Consider the following 23,128-nt stretch of genomic DNA (forward strand, 5'->3'; position numbering starts at 1 on the left):
CGACTACATCTCAAAAAGTTCTCCAATCAAGTTCTCCAAACTGCTTTGCTAGAGTAGCGTTTCTAGAGTGATGGGGAGAAGGCCAAGATGTACAGATTGAATGGAAGCAAACCATGAGCACAACTATTAATACCCAATTCCGTAAGTCGCTTCCGGGGACTCAACTTGATTACTTTGATGCCCGCGAAGCCGTAAACTCTATCTCTCCTGGAGCCTATGAAACGCTCCCTTACACCTCACGCGTTCTTGCCGAGCAGCTTGTACGCCGTTGCGATCCAAGCGTATTAACAGACAGCCTGAAGCAGCTCATCGAACGCAAACGTGATCTTGATTTTCCATGGTATCCAGCACGTGTTGTTTGTCATGACATTCTAGGTCAGACAGCGCTTGTTGACTTAGCCGGTTTACGTGATGCGATTGCCGATCAGGGCGGTGACCCTTCAAAAGTCAATCCTGTGGTTGAAACTCAGTTGATCGTTGACCACTCACTTGCGGTAGAACACGCGGGTTTTGATCCCGATGCGTTCGAGAAAAACCGTGCGATTGAAGAGCGCCGAAATGAAGACCGATTCCACTTCATAGAGTGGTGTAAAACGGCTTTTGAAAACGTCAGCGTGATTCCTGCGGGTAACGGCATCATGCACCAAATCAACCTGGAGAAAATGTCTCCGGTTGTACAGGCGAAGCAGGGCATTGCTTACCCAGATACCTGTGTTGGTACCGACAGTCATACTCCCCATGTTGATGCACTGGGTGTTATCGCGATCGGTGTTGGTGGTCTGGAAGCCGAAACCGTGATGCTTGGCCGCCCGTCAATGATGCGTCTGCCAGACATCGTGGGTGTGAAACTGACGGGTAAACGTCAGCCGGGTATTACCGCAACGGATATTGTTTTGGCGATTACCGAGTTCTTACGTAATGAGCGTGTTGTCTCTTCTTATCTTGAATTCTTTGGTGAAGGTGCAAGAGACCTGACTATCGGTGACCGCGCAACCATCTCCAACATGACGCCAGAATACGGTGCAACAGCGGGTATGTTCTACATCGATGAGCAGACCATCAACTACCTAAAACTGACTGGTCGTGACGAACAGCAAGTCGACTTAGTTGAGAAATACGCAAAACAAACCGGCCTTTGGGCAGACGATCTTGATACAGCGGTTTACGAGCGTGTACTTGAGTTCGATTTGTCATCAGTCAGCCGTAACATGGCTGGCCCTTCAAACCCTCACCGCCGTTTGCCTACTTCTGAGCTGGCACAACGTGGCATTTCTGGTGCATGGGAAGAGAAAGAAGGCGAGTTGCCAGATGGTGCAGTTATCATTGCTGCGATAACATCTTGTACTAACACCAGTAACCCAAGAAACGTGGTTGCCGCAGGCCTTGTCGCGAAGAAAGCCAATGAGCTCGGCCTTGTACGTAAACCTTGGGTGAAATCGTCTTTTGCTCCGGGTTCTAAGGTTGCGCGTCTTTACCTGGAAGAAGCGGGCTTATTACCAGAGTTAGAAAAGCTTGGCTTTGGTATCGTCGGTTACGCATGTACGACTTGTAACGGTATGAGTGGCGCGTTGGATCCGAAAATCCAACAAGAGATCATTGACCGCGACCTGTACGCGACAGCCGTTCTATCTGGTAACCGCAACTTCGATGGCCGAATTCATCCTTATGCGAAACAAGCCTTTTTAGCATCACCACCATTGGTTGTCGCTTATGCGCTAGCCGGTACGATTCGTTTTGACATCGAGCGTGATGCACTTGGCACTGACCAAAACGGTAAACCAATTTACCTCAATGATTTGTGGCCAAGTGACGAAGAGATCGATGCAGTGGTCGGTAAACACGTTAAGCCAGAGCAGTTTAATCAGGTTTATATCCAGATGTTCAAACTGGATGACGCAGAGAAAAGCTCTAGTCCGCTATACGAGTGGCGTCCGATGAGTACCTACATTCGTCGTCCTCCATACTGGGAAGGTGCGCTTGCAGGTGAAAGAACCCTGTCTGGTATGCGCCCATTAGCGGTTCTTGGTGACAACATCACAACAGACCACTTATCACCATCCAACGCGATCATGGCGAGCAGTGCGGCGGGTGAATACCTTGCCAAAATGGGCGTTCCGGAAGAAGACTTCAACTCTTACGCAACTCACCGTGGCGATCACTTAACGGCGCAACGTGCGACCTTTGCTAACCCGAAACTATTTAACGAAATGGTGAAAGAGAACGGTGAAGTGGTTCAGGGTTCTCTGGCGCGAATCGAACCAGAAAGTCAGGTTGTACGCATGTGGGAAGCGATTGAAACCTACATGAACCGCAAACAGCCACTGATCGTAGTCGCTGGTGCTGATTATGGTCAGGGCTCATCTCGTGACTGGGCAGCAAAAGGTGTTCGATTGGCCGGCGTAGAAGCCATTGTTGCTGAAGGCTTTGAGCGTATTCACCGTACTAACTTGGTTGGCATGGGTGTACTACCACTGCAATTTAAGCCAGGCGTTAACCGCAATACGCTAGAACTGGATGGTACGGAACTTTACGACGTGGTTGGAGAAATCAAGCCGGGTGCAGATTTAGCCTTGGTTATTACACGTAGCAACGGTGAGAAAGTCGACGTTCCAGTTACTTGTCGCTTAGATACCGCTGACGAAGTGCACGTGTATAACGCAGGTGGTGTTTTACAACGCTTTGCTCAAGATTTCTTGGCGCAATAAGGAGTGGCTATGGAAAACAATACTCCGAATCAAATGAGCCAAATTAAAGTGCCTGCGACGTACATGCGTGGCGGCACAAGTAAAGGTGTCTTTTTCAACCTTGAAGATTTGCCATCAGAGGCTCAAGTGGCAGGTGAAGCGCGTGACAAACTGTTGTTGCGAGTTATCGGCAGCCCAGATCCTTACGCTAAACAAATCGATGGCATGGGAGGTGCGACGTCAAGTACAAGTAAAACGGTGATCGTTTCTCGAAGTAGCCGTGACGATCACGATGTTGATTACTTGTTTGGCCAAGTGTCGATCGACAAACCATTCGTAGACTGGAGTGGTAACTGCGGCAACTTGTCTGCCGCAATTGGGCCTTTTGCTATCCATGCTGGCCTGATCCCGCAAGATCGACTTCCAGAAAATGGCATTGTGACGGTGCGTGTCTGGCAGGTGAACATCAGTAAAACTATCTTGGTTCATGTGCCGATTGTGAACGGATTCGTGCAAGAGACCGGAGAATTTGAACTTGATGGTGTGACATTTCCAGCCGCTGAGATTCAGGTCGATTTCGTCGATCCGGCAGATGGCGAAGGCAGCATGTTCCCAACTGGCAACTTAGTCGATGATTTAGTGGTGCCTGATGTGGGTACGTTTAACGCTACCTTCATCAACGCGGGTATTCCAACCATTTTCATTGATGCTGAGTCGATTGGATATCAGGGCACGGAACTGCAAGATCAAATCAACAACGATGACGCAGCGTTGGCGATGTTTGAATCCATCCGTGCGCATGGTGCGTTGAAGATGGGGTTGATATCTGATTTAGAAGAAGCTCAGACGCGCCAGCACACACCAAAGGTCGCGTTTGTATCCAAGCCGAAAAGTTACCAGTCCTCAAGCGGTAAAGCGGTAAATGAGTCGGAAATTGATGTGTTGGTACGTGCGTTGTCGATGGGCAAACTTCACCATGCAATGATGGGAACAGCAGCCGTTGCGATAGCTTCGGCGGCGTGTGTACCGGGAACATTAGTCAATCTGGCTGCTGGTGGAGGCGAAAAAGAGTCAGTGACTTTTGGTCATCCGTCAGGAACGCTAAAAGTTGGAGCACAAGCGAAGCAAACTGAACAGGGCTGGGTGGTACAAAAAGCCATCATGAGCCGAAGTGCGAGAATACTAATGGAGGGATTTGTGCGTGTACCCTCTGATGTCTTTGAGTGAAAAGAACGGTCTTTGAATAGAACGAGAGCAATGTCAGGACATACTGGAGGAAGCAATATGTCTTCATACGAAAAAGAATATTTATGGGCGAAAAACGAACCGGAGAGTTTTTGGCGCGCTCAAGCGGAGAATATCGACTGGTTTGAATCTCCTAAAACCATCTTGAAATCTGATGAGGACGGCATCGAACGTTGGTTCCCAGATGGGGTGATGAATACGTCTTGGTTGGCATTGGATTACCATTGCGAACAAGGACGTGGTGATAATACTGCGCTAATTTATGACTCACCAGTAACGGGAAATAAAAAGATTTACACTTACCGAGAGCTACGCGATCAAGTTGCTAAAATTGCCGGTATGCTGTCTGCCCAAGGCGTTGAAAAAGGCGACCGAGTTGTTGTTTACATGCCGATGATCCCAGAAGCGGCGATGGCGATGCTTGCCTGTGCACGTTTGGGGGCAATTCACTCTGTGGTGTTTGGTGGTTTTGCGCCTAATGAGCTTGCTGTGCGAATTGAAGATGCAGAGCCTAAAGTTATTATGACGGCATCGTGTGGCATTGAAATCAGCAAAATCATTCCGTATAAACCTTTGGTTGACAAAGCGATCATGGACAGTCGTTGGAAGCCAGAGAAAGTGTTTGTTTTCCAGCGTCCAGAATGTGAATCCGAGCTAAACCAAGAGAGAGATCTGGATTGGCAGCAAGAGTACAGCCAAGCACTTCCACATGCCTGTGTACCAGTACTGGCGACAGATCCGCTATATATCCTTTACACCTCGGGTACCACAGGTAAACCAAAAGGCGTAGTGCGTGATAACGGTGGTCATGCCGTGGCACTGAAGTACTCAATGAGTGCAATCTACAACATCCCGCAAGGTGGTGTGTTCTGGGCGGCATCCGACGTGGGCTGGGTAGTTGGTCACTCGTATATTGTTTATGCGCCATTGATTCATGGTTGCACCACAATACTGTTTGAAGGTAAGCCAGTCAGAACTCCGAATCCGGGGGCATTCTGGCGTGTGTGTGATGAATATAAAGTGGATGCTTTGTTCTCGGCGCCAACGGCTTTCCGTGCGATTAAGAAAGAAGACCCGGAAGGCGAGTTCTTAAAGCAGTATGATCTGTCAAACCTGAAAACCATCTTTATGGCTGGTGAGCGTTTAGATCCTCCTACGCTGGAATGGGTACAAAGCAAAACTGATAAACCAGTTATCGATCACTGGTGGCAAACAGAGACAGGTTGGGCGATTGCGGGGAACCCAACGGGCATTGAAATGATGCCAGTAAAAGCGGGTTCTTCAACTAAGCCTATTCCGGGTTATCAAGTAGAAATCCTCGATGAGCTGGGTGAACCAGTAAAACCTAATCAACAAGGTTTTGTGGCGTTAAAGCGTCCGTTACCACCAAGCTGTTTACCAACGGTATGGCGAAACCATGATCGTTTTGAAACGGGCTACCTAAGCCAATTCCCGGGTTACTATGTTTCTGGCGATGGCGGCTACCTTGATGAAGATGGTTACTTGTTCATCATGGGACGCATTGACGATGTGATTAACGTCGCTGGCCACCGTTTGTCTACTGGTGAAATGGAAGAAATTGTTGGTGGTCACCCTGCCATTGCAGAATGTGCGGTTGTGGGCATTCACGATGAGCTAAAAGGACAGCTACCACTTGGTTTCGTTGTGCTGAAAGATGGCGTGAAGGTTGATGAGTTAGCGCTAGAAGGCGAACTTGTGGGCAAGGTGAGAAATGAGATTGGCGCGGTTGCATGCTTCAAACACGCACTGGTTGTAGATCGCTTACCGAAAACACGCTCGGGTAAAATTCTGCGTCGAACCATCCGCCAAATTGCTGATGGTGAACAATACACCGTGCCATCGACGATTGATGATCCAACGAGCCTGAATGAAATAGAGCGAGTATTACGACGCTAACAATTTATCGTCGTACTCAAATGAAACCCTGATCCTCGAACTCCGTAGTTTGGTTCTGCCTCTGTATGCCGATTTGTACAGGGGCTTTTTTGCGTTGGTGCTCCAGAAAACAATCGTGAGTAGGCGCTTTTGTGGCTTGCCAAGCCTGCGTTTTCGCAACACACTATACGGACTCAAATTTTGGTAACCCTTAGTATGTCTGCATTTGTAATCAAAGCTGCGAGTTTTGATGATTTAGAAGTGCTCAACGATCTTATGTTCGATTTGCACGATGAGCACCATGTTCAATCCCCTGAATTGTTTAAAACTGCCGAAGAAATCGAACAAGAGAAAAGCATTGCTCGTTACATCGATAATCCCGAGTGTTTGGTATATGTAGCGAAAGTCGGTGATGAAGTTATCGGTTTTGTCTCTGGTCACTTTTGTGAGTTAACTTCCGTTGTCAGCCAACCTGTGATGATGGGCAGTGTGGATGAGTTGTATGTGATGCCGGAATATCGAAAGCAAGGAACGGCTCAAGCTTTGCTCGATAAGATAGAGGCTACCTTTATCGATTACGGCGCAACCCAGATGTTTGTTGAGGTTTGGAGTTTTAACCGCCAAGCACTCGCATTGTATGAAAAACAAGGGTTTGGGCATCATATTCACTGTTTGCGAAAGCCCTTAAATCCATCGTAATTAATACGTCTTGTTGACGGTAATTCAGTGACAGAAACCATGTGGAATTGAAATCATTCAGTTCGTCAATAGACTTTTGCGTTTAAGTGGCTCGCAAGCTATGAATTTGCTACTCAACTTACATTGGTAACATTGAATTTGTCTGCTTGTTTTATGAGTAGCACGAGGATCGTGCTTACAAAAACAAGAGGATAATACTTTGAAACTATCAAAATCGTTACTTGCTTTGGCAGTCTTGCCAATGTTTGCAAGTGCTGATGATTTATCACAGACGCAAAACCACATCATTCAACCGAAAATCGTGGGCGGCATTACCGCCGATCCAACTGAATGGAAGTTCTACACACAAATTGTAAGTCGCTACAGCAATCGCTCCTATTGCGGTGCCAGTTACATTGGCAATGGCTATGTATTGACGGCGGCTCACTGTGTGGAGGGCGATTCACCGAGTCAAATCGCCGTGAAAATTGGTGGCGTCGTGTACAACGGCACCGATGGAATAAGAGCGAATGTGAGTGAAATCCACATGCATCCGTCTTATCGACGCGCCACGCTTTCTTATGATATTGCGGTTCTAAAGCTAGATTCCGTCCCACAAGGTGTATCCGCAGTTGAAATTGCTGATGGCAGCTTGGCGCAGTACGCCAGTATTGGAGATTGGTTGACAGTTGCAGGTTTAGGTCGAACGTCAGAAGGCGGCAGTTCGCCAACAAGATTGCAAGAAGTCGATGTTCCACTCGTGTCGGATGCCACTTGTCGTCAGGCGGGTGGAAACTACACCACCGTTGGGGAAGTGGCATTCTGTGCAGGCGTGCCGCAAGGTGGGATAGATTCATGTCAGGGTGACAGCGGTGGCCCGATCGTTATTAATCGCGGCGGTGCGATTACCCAACTTGGCGTGGTTAGCTGGGGAATAGGGTGTGCACGTCCGGGTATGTACGGCGTGTACAGTGATATTGCAGCGTTGCGCAGTTTTGTGGATGGCGTCATCGGCACTTCAACGCCTCCGAAAGATAACGTTTCTGTTGGTTACACTGCTAATCAAACGTTGCCAGCGTTTAATGTTGGCGAACTCAAGCAGCATGGATTTGTGATTAGTAATTCGGGAAATACTGCATTCACTGTCGAAAATGTACGCATTGGCGGCTCAGGAGTGACTGATGCAGCACTGATTGCCAACGATCAATGTTCTCAAACAACGTTAGCTGCATATACGAGCTGTCGTGTGGATGTGGAGTTTGGCGCATCACAAGCGGGTGAAGCTAGAGTGACGTTGAACTTCGGTGTTGATAAAACCAGTACTTTATATCAAGCGGTTGTGTCTGCAACAGCCAAATCGGTAACGTCGCCACCAACAGGAAGTTGTGCAAACGAATGGCAAGCCTCATCTGTTTACAATAAAGGCGATACGGTCACGTGGAATGGAAAAGTGTGGCAAGCGCAATGGTGGACTCAAGGCGATAACCCAGCAGAATCGGGTTCCTGGGGCGTTTGGCAAGCAGTGAGCGATGCAAACTGTACGTCACATCAAGATCAGGTCATCCCGCCGACTGAGCCGCCAGTTGTGTCTGTTCCTTCAGATAATATCTATCAAGCAGGATCTCAATACCTCGCTGGCGATGTTGTGACTAATCAGGGCTCGTCTTATCAATGTTTACCGTGGCCAAATAGTCTTTGGTGTGGTTCGACGCCAAGCGCTTATGAGCCGGGCGTAGGTTCTGCATGGACTCATGCGTGGATAAAGCTATAAAGTCATACTAATCATAAATGGGGTTTATTGTTTTCGAATAATAAGCCCATTTTTGTTGTTTTAAATATGAGAACCCACAAAATACCTATGACTTTATCCTGACAGTTTGCTTATATAACTGGCAGAATTGCGATCAATATTTCACGTTTTGTCTGATTTTTGTCAGATTTACATTAAGAATTTTCTCCGATGACTTTTTTGACTTGTGCATCATATGCATAACTCGTTACTTAATTTATGTCGAAAAATATTGGTAATACTGCCATCATGCATTGGTCATTATTCTCTTCATTAAAGGTTTATCTTGTGCTGAGACAGTTGTTTTTTCTCACTCTCTTTTCTGCTTTGCTTTCTACGTCTTCAGTGACAATGGCAAAATCGGTATCCGGTTCGTCATTGAATGGAATTAAAGGCGCGCTCTGTGTTGTTCGAGCCGACGACAAGCTTGTACTGGTTCATGAAATTCTCACCAACAAAATCTCCTTGCCGGGAGGTACTATTATTGAAGGTGAATCTCCAGAAATTGCCGCGCAACGAGAAACGTGGGAAGAAACGGGGCTTGCAGTAACTGTCGGTAATGAGTTGGGTAGAACCTCAACTGCGATCTTGTTCGACTGCGTATCTGATTCTGAAGTTATCGCCTTTTCTATGAATAACTCATTGGGTGGAAACGAGCTGCCTTCTTGGTTTGCGCCTCATTACGGTGTGGAAGTGGCTTCTGCCATGCTGCTTAACCCAAGTGAACTTACGGCATCTCAATATCGCTATCCGGCTCAATGGCCAGCAGTTGTTAACCTTTTTGCTAATGCAACAAACCAGCCGGTTTCTTACGTTACACAGTTAATTGAGTCTGCACCTACATTCCGTCAGATCGAGCTCTCTTGGGTGATGGAACTACAAGGTTGGATTGGTGAGCTTTCAGACAACAGTTACAAAGCCGCGTACGACTTTGCAAGCGTAGTGATGGAGCTGACGACGCCGACTATTTTGCTGTTTTTATTCCCGTTCGTCATGATGCGCTTTGATAGTCGCTTTGTGTACCGACTGTTCTTCGCCATTACCGCGACATCTTTAATGGTTTTGGTGGCACAGCAGGGATTTTCTCTACCAAGGCCGCATGTGTACGTGCCTATGGCGGAACTTCCAAACAGTTACGGCTTTAGTTTTCCAAGCTTGCCTATTGCGGTTTGGTTCTGTGTGTTGACATTTTTGTTCCAAAGAACGCACAGCTTTGGATTTAACAGTACCACAGTGTTGATGGCCGCTATCACGCTAATAGTCATGCTGTGCAAGTTCTTCCTAGGTTCTGCGTTTATTCTTGATATGTTACTGGGCGCCTTGTTGGGCATCTTGGTTGCTTGGCACGTATTACGTTTGGAAACGAATCCAGAGGTCAATGTTGATCAACTCCTCAGCTCAAAAGGAGTGTGGTTTACGTTGACTGCAGTGACTGCCGTTATTTCGGTGATTTGGCCGTTACCTGTGTTTGGCAACTGGTTAGCGATGTTGATCACGGCTTCTGCACTCGTGCTTACGTTTAAGGAGTCTCAGGTGAGATTAAACAGTAAGCAGATGATTTTTGTCACTTTGGCGTTGATATTGACTCAGCAGGTGTATTTGTTTGCTGCGACGAGCGTCTCTTCCAGCGGTTTTTGGTCATTGGTGTTTATGACGTTCCACTATCCGATATTGATGCTGTTGTTCATCTTTATGGCAAGAAGATTGACTCATCAAAATCAGTACCAAGAAGAGCTCAAACTGTCAGAATAATAAGTTCTTCGGTATCAAGTAAAAAGCCTCGCAATTCGCGAGGCTTTTTGTGTTTTAGGCGCTTACTTCTGTAACGCTACTTTTATTAAAGCTACTTTTATAAAGCGAGATCTAAGCGTTAAGAACAAATTTTTCAATTGCTTTCGCTACGCCGTGGTCGTCGTTACTTTCAGTGATGCAATCTGCGATTTTCTTGGTTTCTTCCATCGCATTTGCCATCGCGATACCAAGACCTGCGTACTTCAGCATGTGGTGGTCATTTTCAGCATCACCCATACAGATCACTTCTTCTGGTTGAATTCCTAAGTACTCAGCAATCGCTGCAACTCCGATGCCTTTGTTGCTCGCTGGGTTAAGAAACTCTAGGAAGAATGGGGCACTTTGAACAACAGTAAACTCTTCACGCATTTCAGACGGAAGCGCAATGATGACCTCGTTGAGTTTACTTGGCTCGGCAACCATCATTGCTTTGATGATTGGATGATCATCTTCTAGCGATTCAAAATTCATCTCTGTCACATCTAAGCCATTAATGTTGGCTTCGATGTCAGTGTATGGGTTGTTCTCATTAGTGATCAAGCCGTGTACTTGGCTGAATGCGTGCACATAAGCGCCTAGTTCTTTCGCTTTACGAGCGACTAATTTAGCAGCCTTACCATCAATGATTTGCTGGTGGATAATTTCGTTTGTACCTACGTTTTTAACCATAGAACCATTGTAGAAAAGGACAAAATCTTTATCGGAATGAATATTCAGCTCATCCAATTTTGCCTGCATGCCTTCAAGTGGGCGGCCAGAAGCCAAAACGACAGTAACGCCAGCTTCACGAGCTTTCGCGATAGCGTGTTTGTTTTCTTCTGAAATCGCTTTGTCGCTGTTTAATAACGTGCCGTCCATGTCTAGGGCGATCAGTTTGTACATTTTTACTTACCTTAAAATAATGGGAACCTGAGTATGAAACTACAAAATGGGCTATTTTAACAATTAATTTTTGGTTTGAATTGACCTAGACACGCCTCTCCATTAAGGTCTTCGCCTCGAAGTTTTATGAGTTAAGTGAGTTCTGCGTTGTATAAGCTAAATGAGATGTTTGAAACCATCCAAGGGGAAGGGATCTTTACTGGTGTTCCTGCCGTTTTCGTTCGCTTGCAAGAGTGCCCAGTGGGGTGCAGTTGGTGTGATACAAAACAAACGTGGGATGCCGAAGAAAAGGATCAGCGTCCTATCGGTGATATTTTGGTGAAGACGGAAGATTCTCCGACTTGGTGCACGGCATCGGCTGAAGACATCGTAGAACAATACAAACAGCAAGGCTTCAATGCGAAGCATATTGTTATCACTGGTGGTGAACCGTGTATTTACGATTTGCGTCCGTTGAGCAAAGCGTTTGAAGATATGGGCTGTCAGTGCCAGATTGAAACCAGTGGGACATCAGAAGTCGTCACGTCTGAAAAAACGTGGGTGACAGTGTCACCAAAAGTGGCGATGAAAGGTAAATTGCCCGTACTGAAAAGTGCGTTGGAGCGTGCTAATGAAATCAAGCACCCAGTCGGTACGCAAAAAGACATCGACCATCTTGATGAATTACTTGTAAACGCTGATATAAAGACAGAAACGGTGATCGCTTTACAACCAATCAGCCAGAAGCCTCGCGCAACTAAGTTGTGTATCGAAACGTGCATCTCGCGCAATTGGCGTCTATCTATTCAAACTCATAAATACCTAAGTATTGCTTAAGCTCGGAGAGTAAAATGAAAAAAGCTGTTGTTGTTTTCAGTGGCGGACAAGACTCGACAACCTGTCTCGTGCAAGCCCTTAAAGAGTTTGATGAAGTGCATGCAATCACTTTTGATTATGGCCAACGTCATAAATTGGAGATCGAAGTTGCACAAAAGATCGCCAAAGACCTTGGTGTAAAAGCACATAAAGTGATGGATGTCGGTTTACTGAATGAACTTGCTATCAGCTCTCTGACGCGTGATGACATCCCTGTTTCTCACGAATTACAAGAGAATGGCTTGCCGAACTCGTTTGTGCCTGGCCGTAATATTTTGTTCTTAACTCTTGCTGGCATTTACGCTTACCAAATCGGTGCCGATACGGTGATTACTGGCGTGTGTGAAACGGACTTTAGTGGCTACCCAGATTGCCGAGACGATTTTGTGAAATCAATGAACACGGCGCTGGTTAAAGGTATGGATCGAGCTTTGACGATCAAAACACCGCTGATGTGGCTCAATAAGGCAGAAACATGGGCGTTAGCGGATCAATACAATGCGTTGCAACTGGTTCGTGAAAACACGCTAACTTGCTACAACGGCATCATCGGTGATGGTTGTGGCGATTGCCCATCGTGTGATTTACGCAAAGCCGGGCTCGATGATTACTTGAATAACAAAGATGCAGTTATGAAATCTTTGGTTCAAAAGCAGGAATCAGAAGGTCTATAAACAGACCTTCACGAATTTGCAAATTCTGAACTCAGGTTAATTGGCTCATTGTACGCATCAACAACCGCGTTTTTGCCATTTCTCTTCGCCTGATACAAAGCTTGGTCTAATATCGAGTACAGCTCATCGAAGTTGGTGAGTGGCATTGATGTCGATAGATAGGCCAAGCTTGCCGTTACACGAAGGTCTTCATTTCTTTCCGTTTTGATTTGTTTTTCCGAAATAGTTTTATGCAAACTTTGAACTCGGAACGGTACATCAATTTCATCAACGTTTTTGAGTAAAAGAACAAATTCCTCTCCACCTAAACGCCCGATGTATTCACCTTTATTGAGTTTTACGCGGATGCTTTGACAAACGTGTTTCAAAACCAAATCGCCAGTAGGGTGGCCGTAGGTATCATTGATGGCTTTAAAGTTATCTAAGTCAATTAAAGCCAGAACATATCGCATCTCTTGATGAGTTTTCGAGGTTTGGCTTTTGATGGTTTCAATGATCGCGGTTCTGTTTAAGGCGCACGTTAAACTGTCTATCCGTGCTTTATTTCGAGTTTGTCGCTGAGCCATTATTGCCAACACCAAAAGAAGCACTAAGCAGGCAACCACAAAATTGTACGCGCGTTTTTGATCTGTAAGCTTTTCAAACTCGCTCTGTTTTAAATTCCGCTCGTTCGCAAGTTTGATCAGTTGCAGTTCGTATTCGTACTCATTTTTGGTGAGGTCGAGAGCTTCCATTGCCTTGATGTTACTGGTGTCTCGGTTATCTAGTTCCAATGTTGAATACGCTTCATAGTGACTTAGCGCCGCTTTGTAATCCCCAAGTTCTTGGTAAGCATTGGACAGCAACAGTTGTGCTCTCGCTTGTAGCAATGGCCTTGAGTTTTCCATTGCTAGTGTGAACGCTTCTTTACCGTGCTCGATCGCCTTTTCTGGCGCGTCATTTTTCAGATAAGCAAAACCAGCGGCTAAATGCCCCTCGGTTTGTAAATGGTTGTTTTCGTATCGCTCGCCCAAACCGAGTGCTTTGTTAATGTATTTGACGGCTTGTTCAAGGTTGCCAATTTCAGCAATAGCGGAAGCAAGACCCAAATACGCCAAGCCTTGTCCATACGGATAGTGGAGCTCTTCCAAGATTTTCAATGAATTCTGGTAGTGGTTAATGGCCTTATCGAAATCTTTCGATTTGTTATACATCCGAGCTAGGCTGTGTTCGACTTGCGCCACTTTGAGTGGGGCCTCCTCAAGTTGACGCGCAAGCAAGGATTGGATGAGGTATTGCTCCGATTGCTCAAACTGTCCTAATTCGGCCAGTAAATTGCCGACATCGTTATAAATACCAGATGGGTCGCTTTGATAAGACATATTGGCAAGCAGACGGCGGTACAAGCTCAGAGCTTTTTCGTAGTCGCCGCGATAATTGTAGTTGTTCGCTACGACTCGCAACGCCAAGTCTGCAGGGAAGACTTCTGCGTGCTTATCGTCTAAATGGCTTTCGAGAGATGAGCAAAAGAAGTTTGCCTTGTGGTAACGGCCTTGCTGGTTTAGCGTGTAGCAAAGTTGGTAATTCATCAACGCTTTACCTTCCACGTTACCATTTTGTTTCATCTTTTGCCTTAACGAGCTGAAACTGGCAACAGAAGCGTCATAACTGCCATGTTTACGTTCGTTTAAAGCGAGAATGTACTCAGATTCTAACTTCGCGAAATCATTGTTTAAGATTTGGCTACTTCCGTAATAAGGCTGCTTGATGTTAGCCATGTATTCATAAATCAACCCACTGACGTAAAGTCTCTCGCTGTCAGATACGGAAGTATGATAACGGTCTTGAAGCATGCTAAGAGCAGAAGCCGCATCGTTGTGTAACGTTGTTTGATAGACAGCGTGCCATTGCGTAAAGTTTTGGGTGTGTTCAATCTCGGTAGAGTCACTTGCGTATATTTGACTGCAAAAAAGCAGTGACGCAAGCAAAGGAGACAGCGCGCGCATAAGGAAGTAGCCTTGTGTTTTTCTTATATAATCTTTTCAGTATGTTATACCCATTATCTTATAGGCGATGTGACCACGTGAAGTGAATAAACAATACTGAATGGAAAAACTATGAAGTGGGTCGATATTTGTGTTGAGAATTAGGGGAGGGAATAGAAACCCCGGCACAAGTGCCGAGGTCAACGCGATTAGTCTACGTATAGCTTCGCTAGATCTTGAGGCTCCATTTCTTTGCCTTCTAGCTGATCATTCCAGTTTGTACCAACAAGAACGCCGTCTTCAGCAAGAGTCAGAAGCCAATCTTCTACAAAGATATCTAGTGGAATTTCAAGAACAGTAAAATCTGCCCACTCTTCAACGTTATGCGCTTCAGCATCTTCTTTTGAAGACCAGAAAGGCATTACTTCGCTATTTTCGAACTCAGTTGAATCGCAAGACAACCAACCTTCTTCATTGCGTAGACCCCAAACGAGTTGGCTTTCTTTCGTTTCTGCTACGAAAAGATCAAGGTTTGCTTGGATATCTGATGTAAGTTTGCTCATTTCAAAACTCTCATTGTTATGACGCCGCTAGATTACCACTAAAGCGCCGATTCCTAAAGCATAATACGGCTTCAAGCCACTATGAAAAGAAAAGGAGCCGAAGCTCCTTTTGTCAAATCTGAGTGCGATGTGAGAGTGTAAAAGTTTAGATTAGCTTTCTGCTTCAGGAAGCGTCGTAAAGATCGTCCACTCTTTTTTAACTTTACCCTTGTAACCAACAACAGATGCGGTCACTCGGCGGTTAAGTGCGTGACTTACCTGATCGGTGCCTTGCTCTGCTAGATGTGTGTCACCAAAACCAATGATGCGAACACGATTTGGTTCAATACCGTAACTTAATAGCGCGTCACGCACGTTTTTCGCTCGTCGTTCAGAGAGATCTTGATTGTGTTTTGAACCACCTGTTTTACTCGCGTAACCTTGTAGTTCAATCGAGGTCGTTGGGTAATCCTTCAAGAACTCGGACAACTCACGAATTTGACGACGAAATACCGGATTGATCTCATCAGAATCGTTGGCAAATAGCACACGAACTTGCATTTTCTCAGATGCTTTGATGTATTCGCCACAGCCATCATTGTCAACTTCAGAGCCAGCTGGCGTCCCCGGACATAGGTCGCGAGCGTTAATCACACCGTCGTTATCTTCGTCTTGTAAGTCAGCAATTTGTTCTGCGGTAGGGAATGCACGGTAATCGTACTCATCTTCAGCGATTGCTTGTTGCGTAACGGCGATAACGCTTAATGCCAATAGCAGTTTCATCGGTTTCATGATTAGTACTCCACCTTCTGGTTCCATTCTGTTGGTACATCAACACGCAAGGCATTCAACAGTTGACCCGTAGCATTCATCACTCGATACTTCGCGTATTGTTCCGCGTATTTAGCGTCTAAATAGTTCTTTCTTGCTTCGAACAGTTCGTTTTCAGTGTTTAAAAGGTCAAGTAGAGTACGCTTACCAATGCGATATTGCTTTTCGTAAGCAATGACCGTTTCAGAAGCTGAGTCTACGTGGTCAGCTAAAAACTCTTTTTGTTGCAGAGTTAAATCTAACGCACTCCAAGATAAGCGAAGTCCTTCTTCGACATTTCGGTATGCGCGCTCTCGTAGATCTTTCGCTTTGTTTAACTGATATGCAAAGCTTTCTGCGTTCGCAACATCACTACCACCGTTGAACAAGTTGTAACGCATTCGAAGCATTGCTGTCGTTTCATCGCTGCTGCCTTCAATACCGCCGGCATCGTTGCGCCATGTTTGTGCTGCTTCTACAGAAATGGTCGGGTAGTAAGTTCCTTTCGATTGTTTGTACTGGAACTTCGCTGAATCCACATCTGCAACCGAGATTTTGATGACAGGGTGAGATTCAAATGCCAAGTCAATCGCTTCATCGATTGTGTATGGGATGAAGTTTTGATCCGCGCGTGGGAAGATCAATCCTTGTGGCGATTGTCCGACAAGACGCGTAAACATCGTTTGGCTATCAAACAGGTTATTTTGAGCCGCAACTAAGTTACCGTGCGCTTTTGCTAAACGCGCCTCAACTTGAGTCAGGTCTGCGGTCGAGCCGATACCTGAGTTGACACGTTTTTTAATGTCTTCATAAATTTTCTTATGAACTTTCAGGTTGTTCTCTGAAAGAGAAAGAATTTCATACGCTTTAACAGAATCTAAGTACACCTTAGTCACTTCCAACGCAGTGTCTTGCGCATCCGCAAGTAGTTGGTATCGCACAGATTCTGCATCTGCAGCAGTACGGTCCATATCATTAAGAGTGGCAGAGCCATCCCAAATCAATTGCGTTAAAGTGATAGTGGCTTCTTTACGAGTCAGATCGGTTGAGTCTCGTCCTGATTCTGCAGGATTTATACCTTCGTAACCGATACCTGCGTCAAGATCGACGGAAGGGAGGTAAGCACCGCCAGATGCTTCATTCACATACTGCTTGCTAACGAATTCATTGAACGCGCTTTTAATATCGGGATTTGTTTTTAGCGTATTTTCTACGGCTTGCTCTAGTGTTTGCCCAAAAGCATGACTAGCGGCGAATACACCAATACAAAAGGCGTTGGCACGAGTCCACTTCACTGTGATTCTCCTAGATGGTTATGTAATTTCTCGAGGCGAGAGGGCTTATAAGTGGAATACCTATAAGGGCGTCAATAATTTAGCGCACAATACCACTAATAATCGACGATGTAACCAATCGCTTTGTTTAGAATGTGTTTCAAAAGTGATACGAAAATATGCCTACTAGGGGTTTAACTTCGAACTAATATCACCTTTATTTGGTTTTGTTACATTTTATAGTTGCTTATACAGAGATCTCAATCACCCACCAACTGACAATCGACAATATGGAAAAATTGTGACTTATAAGTTGAAAATAGGCATCAAATTACTGTTATTGCAGTATATATTCGGGCAATATATAGCAAATTAGTATCGTTAGTCAAAAAGTTGACAGTAATTTGGGGTGAAGTTTTATATGGATCGTACAGCGTTAGTTTCACTCGGCAATCAAGTCGTTGTAATAGGATTAGATGGGAAGCTGAGAGTACTAACGGAGGGACAACAGCCACTACCAGGAGAAGTGGTTGTGACATCAACAGATGTTGGCCCTCTGGATTTAAACGTGCAATTGACTCAAGAGCAGGGTTCTAAAGATGTCACTGATGATGTTTTACAAATTATTAGTGCAATCGAACAAGGACAAGACCCTTCTGCTGTAGATGAAGAGTTTGCGCCAGCAGCTGGTGAGAACGGCGGCTCTAGTCTGCAAACCAGTGCGACAATTGTTCGCGATGGTACTGAACTCTTGGCATCCACCAGTTTTGAAACCATTGGTATTGAGTCTCTAGGACTATCGCAAACACAAGTTCTAGCACTGAACGATCTATTCCGAAGTAATCTTCAAACGAGTGCTGACAGCACTGATAAACCTTTGGCAACAACGCCAGTTACTCTTGATGCGATAGAAGAGGACGGTGGTTCAATCATCATTACGACGGAAGAGTTACTGTCAAATGTTGATGATGAAGACAAAGACACATTATCTGTTGAGAACCTCATTATCGATAAAGGGAATGGCACTCTTGTCGACAATGGTGATGGCACGTGGACTTTCACTCCGCAAATCGATGATGACACAGAAGTCTCTTTCACTTTCGACATTATTGATGACGAAGCCCTAGTGGTATCTGGTTCTGCAAATCTCGATATTCTGCCTATCAATGATGCGCCAAACGCAGAAAATGATGTAATTACGACAGAAGAAGACACCGCTGTTACGATTGATGTTTTAGTCAATGATAGTGATGTTGAAGGTGACGTACTCAGCATTCAATCAGCATCAGTTCCTTCAGAGCAAGGCTCAGTTGACATTGTCGACGGCAAACTGGTGTTCACGCCAGCTGAGAACTTCAACGGTGAAGCAACCATCACTTATATCGTAACTGATGGCGATTTGACGGACGAAGCGAAAGTGACTGTTACGGTTACGCCTGTAAATGACAGTCCTGTTGCCGTTGATGACACCACATCTATACAAGAAGACACCGTAGTTACCATTGATGTACTGACTAACGACACCGACGTGGATGGCGATAAGCTGAGTATTGAATCAGCCTCTGTTCCTAAAGAGCAGGGTACGGTTGAAGTGGTGGATGGCAAACTTGTTTTCACACCGGCAGAAAACTTCAATGGTGATGCTGAAATTACTTACACTGTAACGGACGGTGAATTGACCGACGAAGCGAAAGTAACTGTTACAGTAAATCCAGTAAACGATGCGCCAACCATCAAGGTTGATGCAGTAGAAAGCATCACTGAAGATGCAGTGAACGCTGATACGGTAGTAGCAACCTTAACGGTTCGCGATACTGACACGCCTGAAGACCAATTAACCGTTTCTTTAGAAAACAACTCAAACGGCTACTTCGTGTTGGTTGGCAATGAAGTCAAGCTGACTCAAGCAGGCGTTGATGCAGTTAATAATGATGAACTTAACCTTAAAGACCTAACTATTAGCGCGTCAGTATCGGATGGTGTTAATCCAACGGCTAGCGACAGTGACAGTTTGATTGTGAATCGTGTTAACGATGCTCCGACTGTTGAAAATGCCATTGCAGACCAAGTGTTATCGGAAGATTTCGCGAGCTACACGATTGATTTAAACGACGCATTTAAAGATAGCGACTCAGCGCTGAACTTCTCAGTCTCTGGCAACAGCAACGTGTTGGTTTCGATTGAAAATGGCATCGCGACCATTTCACCAACAGCAGACTGGAACGGCTCAGAAACCCTAACGTTTACTGCTACTGATCCAAGCGGTGAAAGCATTAGCCAAACCGTAAACTTCACAGTTGCGCCTGTAGCGGACATTGTGGCAGACAAAGCGACGGTCGTTGAAGACACGTCAACCATCATCAAGGTCTTAGGTAACGACACGTTCGAAGGCGACGGTAAAGTGGTGTCGCTCGATGCCAATAACGGCCCAGCCAACGGCACGGTCTCGATCAATTCTGACGGCAGCGTGACTTACACACCAAATGATAACTACGTCGGTAAAGATACTTTCACCTACATCGTCACCTCTGGCGGTGTGTCTGAATCCACCACCGTTGAAGTCAATGTGACACCGGTCAACGATGCGCCAGTGGCGAAAGATGACATCGCTACGACACAAGAAGACACTGCAGTTACTATTGATGTTCTGCCAAACGATACTGATGTGGATGGCGATAAGCTGAGTATTGAATCAGTCTCTGTTCCTAAAGAGCAGGGTACGGTTGAAGTGGTGGATGGCAAACTTGTTTTCACACCGGCAGAAAACTTCAATGGCGACGCCGAAATCACTTACACCGTCACCGACGGCGCACTGACTGACCAAGCAACGGTCAAAGTAACCGTGAATGCTGTAAACGACACGCCTGTGGTTGAAAGCAACATCGCAGATCAAACCTTGGCAGAAGACTTCACGCCATACACTATCGATCTGAATACCGCCTTCAGTGATGTGGATAACGTTGATGGCGAGTTAACGTTTAGCGTCTCTGGCAACAGCAACATACAAGTGGCGATCGTCAATGGCATTGCCACGATCACTCCAACTGCGGACTGGAACGGCTCAAAAGCGTTGACCTTTACTGCTACCGATCCAAGCGGCGAAAGCGTCAGCCAAACGGTGAACTTCACGGTTGCGCCTGTGGCGGACATCGTGGCAGACAAAGCGAAGGTTGTGGAAGACACGCCAACCATCATTAAGGTTTTAGGTAACGATACGTTCGAAGGCGACGACCAAGTGGTGTCGTTAGATACCAATAACGGTCCAGCCAACGGCACGGTCTCGGTCAACCCTGATGGCAGCGTAACTTACACGCCAAACGACAACTACCACGGTACAGATAGCTTCACCTACATCGTCACCTCTGGCGGTGTGTCTGAATCCACCACGGTGAGCGTCGATGTGACGCCAGTGAATGATGCACCAGTGGCGAAAGATGACATCGCTACGACGCAAGAAGACACCGAAGTTACCATTGATGTCCTGCCAAACGATTCTGATGTGGATGGCGACAAGCTGAGTATTGAATCAGCCTCTGTACCTAAAGAGCAGGGTACGGTTGAAGTGGTGAATGGTAAACTTGTTTTCACTCCGGCCGAGAACTTCAATGGCGACGCCGAAATCACTTACACCGTAACGGACGGCCAATTGACCGACGAAGCGAAAGTAACTGTTACAGTAAATCCAGTGAACGATGCGCCAACCATCAAGGTTGATGCAGTAGAAAGCATCACTGAAGATGCAGTGAGCACTGATACGGTAGTCGCAACCTTAACGGTTCGCGATACTGATACGCCAGAAGACCAGTTAGCCGTTTCTTTAGAAAATGACTCAAACGGCTACTTCGTGTTGGTTGGCAATGAAGTCAAGCTGACTCAAGTAGGCGCTGATGCAGTTAATAATGATGAACTTAACCTTAAAGACCTAACTATTAGTGCGTCAGTATCGGATGGTGTTAATCCAACAGCTAGCGACAGTGATAGTTTGATTGTGAATCGTGTTAACGATGCTCCGACTGTTGAAAATGCCATTGCAGATCAAGAGTTATCGGAAGACTTCGCGACCTACACGATTGATTTAAACGACGCATTTAAAGATAGCGACTCCGCACTGAACTTCTCAGTGTCTGGCAACAGCAACGTGCTGGTTTCGATTGAAAATGGCATCGCGACCATTTCACCAACAGCAGACTGGAACGGCTCAGAGACCCTAACCTTTACTGCCACTGATCCAAGCGGCGAAAGCGTTAGCCAAACCGTAAACTTCACGGTTGCGCCTGTGGCGGACATCGTGGCAGACAAAGCGACGGTTGTGGAAGACATGCCGACCATCATCAAGGTCTTAGGTAACGACACGTTCGAAGGCGACGATAAAGTGGTGTCGCTAGATACCAATAACGGCCCAGCCAACGGCACGGTCTCAGTCAATCCTGACGGCAGCGTGACTTACACGCCAAACGACAACTACCACGGTGCAGACAGCTTCACCTACATCGTCACTTCCGGTGGCGTCAGTGAGTCCACCACGGTGAACGTCGATGTGACGCCTGTGAACGATGCGCCAGTGGCGAAATATGACATCGCTACGACACAAGAAGACACCGCGGTTACTATTGATGTTCTGCCAAACGATACTGACATCGATGGTGATACGTTACGCATTGACTCGGCGTCTGTGCCGAGTGACCAAGGTACAGTTGAGATTGTTGATGGCAAGTTGGTGTTCACACCGGCCGAAAACTTCAATGGTGACGCTGAAATCACTTATACCGTAACGGACGGTGAATTGACCGACGAAGCGAAAGTGAGCGTTACCGTTAACCCAGTGAACGATGCGCCAACCATCAAGGTTGATGCCGTAGAAAGCATCACTGAAAACGCAGTGAGCACTGATACGGTAGTAGCAACCTTAACGGTTCGCGATACTGACACGCCTGAAGACCAGTTAGCCGTTTCTTTAGAAAACAACTCAAACGGCTACTTCGTGTTGGTTGGCAATGAAGTCAAGCTGACTCAAGCAGGCGTTGATGCAGTTAATAATGATGAACTTAACCTTAAAGATCTAACTATTAGCGCGTCAGTATCGGATGGTGTTAATCCAACGGCTAGCGACAGTGATAGTTTGGTTGTGAATCGTGTTAACGATGCACCGACTGTTGAAAATGCCATTGCAGACCAAGTGTTATCGGAAGATTTCGATGCATACACGATCGACTTGAATGAAGTATTCAAAGATTCTGATTCCTCGCTAGAATTCTCAGTTTCTGGCAATAACAGCATCCAAATCTCTATTGTGAGTGGCGTTGCTACCATCACTCCGACTGCGGATTGGAATGGCAAAGAGACAATTACGTTCACAGCTAAAGACCCAAGCGGTGAGAGCGTTAGCCAAACGGTGGACTTTACGGTTGCGCCTGTAGCGGACATCGTGGCAGACAAAGCGACGGTTGTGGAAGACACACCGACCATCATCAAGGTCTTAGGTAACGACACGTTCGAAGGCGACGGTAAAGTGGTGTCGCTCGATGCCAATAACGGTCCAGTCAATGGCTCGGTCTCGGTCAACCCGGACGGCAGTGTGACCTACACACCAAACGATAACTATCACGGAATAGACAGCTTTACCTATATTGTCACGTCAGGCGGTGTGTCTGAATCCGCTATCGTTGAAGTCAATGTAACACCGGCCAACGATGCGCCAGTGGCGAAAGATGACATCGCTACGACACAAGAAGACACTGCAGTTACTATTGATGTTCTGCCAAACGATACTGATGTGGATGGCGATAAGCTGAGTATTGAATCAGTCTCTGTTCCTAAAGAGCAGGGTACGGTTGAAGTGGTGGATGGCAAACTTGTTTTCACACCGGCAGAAAACTTCAATGGCGACGCCGAAATCACTTACACCGTAACGGACGGCCAATTGACCGACGAAGCGAAAGTAACTGTTACAGTAAATCCAGTAAACGATGCGCCAACTATCAAGGTTGATGCCGTAGAGAGCATCACTGAAGATGCAGTGAGCATTGATACGGTAGTCGCAACCT

The 23,128-nt window shown here is 46.1% G+C and carries 14 protein-coding genes; 9 read left to right on the plus strand and 5 right to left on the minus strand.

The window, feature by feature from the left end; translation table 11 throughout:
- Positions 1–113: 113 nt before the first annotated feature.
- The 6 genes from acnD (at position 114) to BIW15_RS20285 (ending at position 10,044) form a co-directional block, all read left to right on the plus strand.
- Positions 114–2,705, plus strand: a complete 2,592-nt coding sequence (gene acnD / locus BIW15_RS20260) for a Fe/S-dependent 2-methylisocitrate dehydratase AcnD (RefSeq protein ID WP_077281536.1) — start codon at positions 114–116, stop codon at positions 2,703–2,705.
- Positions 2,706–2,714: 9 nt separating this feature from the next.
- Positions 2,715–3,911 (plus strand): 2-methylaconitate cis-trans isomerase PrpF, encoded by a 1,197-nt coding sequence (prpF, locus tag BIW15_RS20265; RefSeq protein WP_077281537.1) that lies wholly within the window; start codon positions 2,715–2,717, stop codon positions 3,909–3,911.
- 57 nt (positions 3,912–3,968) lie between these two features.
- Positions 3,969–5,846, plus strand: a complete 1,878-nt coding sequence (locus BIW15_RS20270) for a propionyl-CoA synthetase (protein WP_179115319.1) — start codon at positions 3,969–3,971, stop codon at positions 5,844–5,846.
- Between the two features lie 195 nt (positions 5,847–6,041).
- A complete protein-coding gene (locus BIW15_RS20275; RefSeq protein ID WP_005477859.1) occupies positions 6,042–6,524 on the plus strand; it encodes a GNAT family N-acetyltransferase in 483 nt (160 codons plus the stop codon).
- Between the two features lie 199 nt (positions 6,525–6,723).
- Entirely contained in the window at positions 6,724–8,274 is a 1,551-nt protein-coding gene (locus BIW15_RS20280) for a trypsin-like serine protease (RefSeq protein WP_077281539.1), read from the plus strand.
- 306 nt (positions 8,275–8,580) lie between these two features.
- Positions 8,581–10,044 (plus strand): bifunctional NUDIX hydrolase/phosphatase PAP2 family protein, encoded by a 1,464-nt coding sequence (locus BIW15_RS20285; protein ID WP_179115320.1) that lies wholly within the window; start codon positions 8,581–8,583, stop codon positions 10,042–10,044.
- A gap of 111 nt (positions 10,045–10,155) precedes the next feature.
- On the opposite strand, the gene BIW15_RS20290 is transcribed toward BIW15_RS20285, so the two are convergent.
- The gene (locus tag BIW15_RS20290; RefSeq protein WP_077281540.1) at positions 10,156–10,965 is read right to left on the minus strand and encodes a Cof-type HAD-IIB family hydrolase; all 810 of its coding nucleotides are present in this window, start codon (positions 10,963–10,965) and stop codon (positions 10,156–10,158) included.
- Between the two features lie 165 nt (positions 10,966–11,130).
- On the opposite strand from BIW15_RS20290, the gene queE reads away from it, so the two are divergent.
- Positions 11,131–11,781: a 7-carboxy-7-deazaguanine synthase QueE gene (gene queE / locus BIW15_RS20295; protein WP_069548023.1), complete on the plus strand. Its 651-nt coding sequence runs from the start codon at positions 11,131–11,133 to the stop codon at positions 11,779–11,781.
- Positions 11,782–11,795: 14 nt separating this feature from the next.
- Positions 11,796–12,494 (plus strand): 7-cyano-7-deazaguanine synthase QueC, encoded by a 699-nt coding sequence (queC, locus tag BIW15_RS20300; RefSeq protein WP_017448988.1) that lies wholly within the window; start codon positions 11,796–11,798, stop codon positions 12,492–12,494.
- A gap of 8 nt (positions 12,495–12,502) precedes the next feature.
- Here the strand turns inward: queC and BIW15_RS20305 are convergent, their stop codons facing one another.
- The 4 genes from BIW15_RS20305 to BIW15_RS20320 form a co-directional block, all read right to left on the minus strand.
- Positions 12,503–14,479 carry a diguanylate cyclase gene (locus BIW15_RS20305; RefSeq protein WP_077281541.1) on the minus strand — a complete coding sequence of 659 codons (1,977 nt, stop codon included), beginning with the start codon at positions 14,477–14,479 and terminating at the stop codon, positions 12,503–12,505.
- Positions 14,480–14,667: 188 nt separating this feature from the next.
- Positions 14,668–15,021, minus strand: coding sequence for a DUF2750 domain-containing protein (locus BIW15_RS20310; RefSeq protein WP_020840594.1), 354 nt, complete (start codon positions 15,019–15,021; stop codon positions 14,668–14,670).
- A 150-nt stretch (positions 15,022–15,171) separates the two neighbouring features.
- Positions 15,172–15,792 carry an OmpA family protein gene (locus BIW15_RS20315; protein WP_021453008.1) on the minus strand — a complete coding sequence of 207 codons (621 nt, stop codon included), beginning with the start codon at positions 15,790–15,792 and terminating at the stop codon, positions 15,172–15,174.
- A gap of 2 nt (positions 15,793–15,794) precedes the next feature.
- Entirely contained in the window at positions 15,795–17,105 is a 1,311-nt protein-coding gene (locus BIW15_RS20320; protein ID WP_005464216.1) for a TolC family outer membrane protein, read from the minus strand.
- Between the two features lie 511 nt (positions 17,106–17,616).
- Between BIW15_RS20320 and BIW15_RS20325 the strand changes: the two genes are divergently transcribed.
- Positions 17,617–23,128 (plus strand): tandem-95 repeat protein (locus BIW15_RS20325; protein ID WP_179115321.1); only part of this gene is annotated, 5,512 nt, incomplete at its 3' end.

Origin of the sequence: Vibrio sp. SALL6, from assembly GCF_002002385.1 — a bacterium.
GTDB classification, from domain to species: Bacteria; Pseudomonadota; Gammaproteobacteria; order Enterobacterales; family Vibrionaceae; genus Vibrio; species Vibrio parahaemolyticus.